Source organism: Acidimicrobiia bacterium, assembly GCA_016650365.1.
Classification (GTDB): domain Bacteria; phylum Actinomycetota; class Acidimicrobiia; order Spongiisociales; family JAENVV01; genus JAENVV01.
In genome coordinates this window covers 1-3,788 of sequence record JAENVV010000078.1, presented here as the reverse complement: position 1 = coordinate 3,788, position 3,788 = coordinate 1, and the positions used below count along the sequence as shown (strand labels likewise).

The 3,788-nt window shown below is 62.1% G+C and carries 3 protein-coding genes; all 3 read left to right on the top strand.

Annotation, left to right across the window (positions count from 1 at the left end):
- Nucleotides 1-150, top strand: a 150-nt coding sequence (locus tag JJE47_04680; protein ID MBK5266710.1) for a pentapeptide repeat-containing protein, incomplete at its 5' end; no start/stop codon positions are given.
- 63 nt (nt 151-213) lie between these two features.
- Entirely contained in the window at nt 214-2,928 is a 2,715-nt protein-coding gene (locus JJE47_04675) for a bifunctional diguanylate cyclase/phosphodiesterase (protein ID MBK5266709.1), read from the top strand.
- The gene (locus tag JJE47_04670) at nt 2,928-3,737 is read left to right on the top strand and encodes an EAL domain-containing protein (GenBank protein ID MBK5266708.1); all 810 of its coding nucleotides are present in this window, start codon (nt 2,928-2,930) and stop codon (nt 3,735-3,737) included. Before JJE47_04675 ends, JJE47_04670 begins: the two co-directional genes overlap by 1 nt.
- Nucleotides 3,738-3,788 lie beyond the last annotated feature (51 nt).

Genomic DNA, 3,788 nt, shown 5'->3' with positions numbered 1-3,788 from the left:
GTCGGGTGCCTCCTGGTCGGGTGCCTCCTGGTCGGGTGCCTCCTGGTCGGGTGCCTCCTGGTCGGGTGCCTCCTGGTCGGGTGCCTCCTGGTCGGGTGCCTCCTGGTCGGGAGCTTCCTGGTCGGCGCTCGGTTGGAACTAGACCGCTAACAGCCATATTCTCAAACGGAGGGTTGACAGATGTCGAGCGTGGCCGAAAGTGGGGTGTCGGGTGTGAGGCGCACACTCCACCTGACCGGAAGTGGCCGCGTCTGGATCCTGACATCGACGCTGATCGGGGTGGCGTTGGCACTCACCGGCACCATCCGCCACCTGCCATCGATCGACGCGCCCCTTCACATCCCCTGGCCGGTACTGGTCGGCTTTGTCTACCTGGCAGAACTGACGGTCGTCCACTTCCAGTTCCGTCGTGACGCCCACTCGTTCTCAATGAGCGAGGTCCCCCTCGTGCTAGGCCTCATGTTCGCCAGTCCGCTAGGTCTCATCGGAGCCCAACTTATCGGGAACGCATTGGCCCTCGGGTTGAACCGTCGCCAATCCGCCATCAAGCTGACATTCAATCTGAGCCAATTCACCGTACAATCGACCCTCGCCGTCATCGTATTCCATGCGATTCTCGGCCAGAGAAACCCGCTCGGACCGGCCGCCTGGATCGGTCTCCTGACCGCCACCCTATTGGCAGTGGTCGTCGCCAACCTCCTTATCAACGTCGCGATCCATCTCGCCGGGGGTGACCTGGTCCGCTCCGAACAAATGAACGTGTTGAGGCTCGGTGCCGGAGCGGCGTTCATGAATTCGAGCCTTGGCCTGGTGGCGATTATCGTCATGTGGACACAACCCGGCGCAGCCTGGGCGGCCGCGGTGCCGCCGGCGGTTCTCTACCTCGCCTACCGGGCCTACGTTGCTCAGGGTCAAGAACACAAACGGCTTCAGGCACTGTATGAAGCAACCAGGGCAATGCACGTCTCCCCCCAGATCGAGGCGGCCATGTTGACCGCGGCAACCCATGCCCGTTCCATGTTCGAGGCAGAACGGGCCGAGATCCTCATCTTCCCGATGGGCTTCGACCAGGACGGATACCGCACCGGCGTCGGACCGGGCGACCAGACGGAGGTCATGCAGATCACCCACGAGGCCCAGGACGAGGCCTGGGCCGGGGCGCTCGAAACCGACGAGCCTCGCCTGCTCAAACGGGGCTTCCGGCAACGCTCAAGACTGCACCGGAAAGGCTACGACGAAATGGTCGCTCCGATCCTCGGCCCCGAAGGCACCAACGGGCTGATGGTGGTAGCCGACCCGATGGGCGACGTTCGCACCTTCACCCCCCGGGACCTCCGATTCTTCGAAACCCTCGCCAGTCAGGTGAGCGTAACGCTCGACAACGGGCGACTCGAAGACTCGGTCGCCCAACTCACCGTCCTCAAAGAAGACCTGCGACATCGGGCCATGCACGACACGCTCACCGGACTCGCCAACCGGGCCCTACTGCACGAGAAACTGGCCGACGTGACCGATCCGGCCACGAGCAGTGCCGCCAAAACGGCACTGCTCCTCCTCGACCTTGACGACTTCAAGACGGTAAACGACACCTTCGGCCATCCGGTCGGCGACCAACTCCTCGTGGAAGTAGCCAGGCGGCTTCAGTCGTGTTGTCGCCCGCACGACACCGTCGCCCGCCTCGGCGGTGACGAGTTCGCCATCCTGCTCGACCATCTCTCCCATCCAGACGACGCCGTCATCGTGGTCGAACGGATAATCGCTTCCCTCAACCGTCCGTTCGTCCTCACCGGAGGCCAGATATCGTGCCATGCCAGCGTCGGGGTGGCCTTCACACAACCCGGCGAAGACCCCGCCGACCTCATGCAGCACGCCGATCAGGCGATGTACGTTGCCAAGGTCCGCCAAAAGGGTTCATATCAAGTCTACAAAGACGACATCGAAGACCTGACAGCTGGCAAGGGCGATCTGGAATCCGAACTCAAATCAGCCATCGAACACGACGAACTGGTGCTCTACTACCAACCCCTCGTCGACCTCGCTTCCCGCCAGGTTCTCGGAATGGAAGCCCTCGTCAGATGGAACCATCCGGTACGCGGCCTGGTCCCGCCCGACGAGTTCATTCCCATGGCAGAAGAGACCGGGCTCATCGTGCCCCTGGGCCGATGGGTTCTCCGTCAGGCCTGCTGGCAGGCGAGCCGCTGGCATGCCAACGGCTCAGAATGCAAACCCACCGTCTCTGTGAACCTGTCACCCCGGGAACTCGTCGAACCGGACATAACCAACGAAGTGCGCACCGCCCTCGCCGAATCAGGGTTGGATCCGAAGTATCTTGTCATCGAGATCACCGAAAACGTGATGGTGGAGGCCTTTACCGAGACGCTCGACGAGTTCAAAGCTCTCGGAGTGCGCATCGCCGTGGACGACTTCGGAACCGGCTACTCGTCGCTGAAATACATCGACCGACTTCCCATCGACATCGTCAAGATCGACAAGTCATTTGTGAGCCGGGTCGCCGGGGATGACCCATCGCCGCTCGCCGATATCGTGCTCCAGATCGGATCAGTACTCGGACTCGAGACCGTGGCCGAGGGGATCGAAACCGCTGAGCAGCTGAGGCGGGTCCGGGACCTCGGATGCCAGGTCGGCCAGGGATACCTCTTTGCCCGCCCCATGGAAGCGGCAGCCATCGAAGCGTTGCTCAAAACCGGAATCGACCCCAAAGTGTTCGGCGATATGCTTCCCGACGATCGCCACCTTCCCAAAACAATTCCCTCACCTAGAAAAACGGTCCGAACGAACTCACGGCCCTCGCCGTTCCCAGGACGTGCCGACCGACTCGATTTCCCGCGGATTCATGCCCAAACACCGCCTTTCCCCGTGGCCAACTCAATCATTGTCAACAACACCGACTCGAAGGAATGGAACTGATGATCAACCTGGCTACCGACATGCTGCCCTTAGCGGGTCGGACAAGTATGCCTCCCGCGGAGGCGCCAGGCGCCGGCGCTCCGAGCGACGCCGACCTGAGGTCCGCGATCCGGGCCGCCATCGGTGGGACCGGCCTGACCATGCAATTCCAACCGATTTTCCAGCTCGGGAACTGGCTGGTCGGTGACAGAAGTCCCGTCGGATACGAGGCGTTGGCCCGATTCGAACTCCCGGTTCCGACCAACGTCTGGTTCCAGGAAGCGGTCCGGATGGGATTCGGAGTCGAACTCGAACTCGCCGCCTTGCGGGTCGCCGTAAGCCACCTCGACGACATCCCGCAAGATTGCTTCCTGACCGTCAACGTGTCGCCTCAGGCAGTCGAGTCGCTCCCCTTCTGGAATGTCTTCTCAAGTCTGTCGTCGGGCCGGATCCGGGTCGAAATCTCCGAAGAAGCCATCATCGACGACTACGAGCAATTCCGCACGACCCTCCTCGGGTTGCAACGTCGCGGCTTGCGAGTATGGATCGACGATGTCGGCGCCGGCCTGGCCAGCCTCAAACATCTCATCCTGCTGCCGCATGACACGATCAAGTTGGACATCGATGTGGTGCGAGATGTTGACCGCGATCCCAACCGGCAAGCAATGGTTACGGCTCTGGTAGCGCTCGCCAAAGCGTCCCAAACCAACGTGGTCGCCGAGGGGATCGAAACGGCCGCAGAACTCGTCACCCTGGTAGATCTCGGGGTTGCTTACGGGCAAGGCTATTACATGGCCCGACCGGCCCCATTGGGCGAGCCCAGCCCGTGATCTGACCGCGCTGACCTGGGCGGTCAGTTGGCGAACTTGAGAACTCGGACC